The organism is Mesorhizobium sp. M7A.F.Ca.US.002.01.1.1 (assembly GCF_004022955.1).
In the GTDB taxonomy this organism is placed as follows: domain Bacteria; phylum Pseudomonadota; class Alphaproteobacteria; order Rhizobiales; family Rhizobiaceae; genus Mesorhizobium; species Mesorhizobium ciceri.
This window is the reverse complement of record NZ_RZQE01001018.1, coordinates 1-626: the sequence shown is the minus strand read 5'-3', so window position 1 is coordinate 626 and position 626 is coordinate 1. Positions and strand designations below refer to the sequence as shown.

Genomic DNA, 626 nt, shown 5'->3' with positions numbered 1-626 from the left:
GCGCACGGTCTATTCGGCCGGCCATGTCGACGGGCTTCCCCAGGGAACGAAGGTGACGGCAAGCTTCGGCGTGGCGGCCCGCAGCGGTGACGAGGCGCTGGAGCCGCTGATGCGCCGTGCCGACGATGCGCTCTACAAGGCCAAGAAGAACGGCCGCGACAGTGTACGCCTGTCCTATGAGCGGCCGGAAACGGCGTTCCTGCCGGAGCCGCTCAAGACCGGCTGAATCCTGGCCGGCCAGGACGTTAACGTCTTCTTCGCCCGTCGATGATTAGCTGTCGGCGCGGGTGCGGGAGAACATGAGCGGCGCCAACTTCATCCTGTTGATCAATCTGTCGGTTGCCGGCCTGCTGGCGGCCTGCTTCATGGCGGTCGCCTTCCACGATGTCGGCCGGGCGCCGGCGCGCTGGCTGGCATTTGGCTATCTGCTGGGCATGGCCTATTCGGCCATCGAATTCTCCATTCCCGCTTTTGCCGACGCGCGGCTCCCGGTCGTTGCCGCCTTCGCGGTCTTCCTTGCCGCAACCATTGCGTTCAATGGCGGGCTTGCCCGCAAATACGGCGTGGCGCCGCCCTGGAAGGCGATGCTGTTTTTCCTGTTGGCCACCACCATAGCTGTGTATTTC

At 64.7% G+C, this 626-nt stretch carries 1 protein-coding gene and 1 pseudogene; both read left to right on the top strand.

Features of this window, described 5'->3' with window-relative positions:
• Positions 1-226: diguanylate cyclase (locus EN932_RS37465; protein WP_128369588.1), on the top strand; the 226-nt coding region annotated here is incomplete at its 5' end.
• 73 nt (positions 227-299) lie between these two features.
• Positions 300-626, top strand: a pseudogene (locus EN932_RS37460) (GGDEF domain-containing protein); the annotation flags it as partial.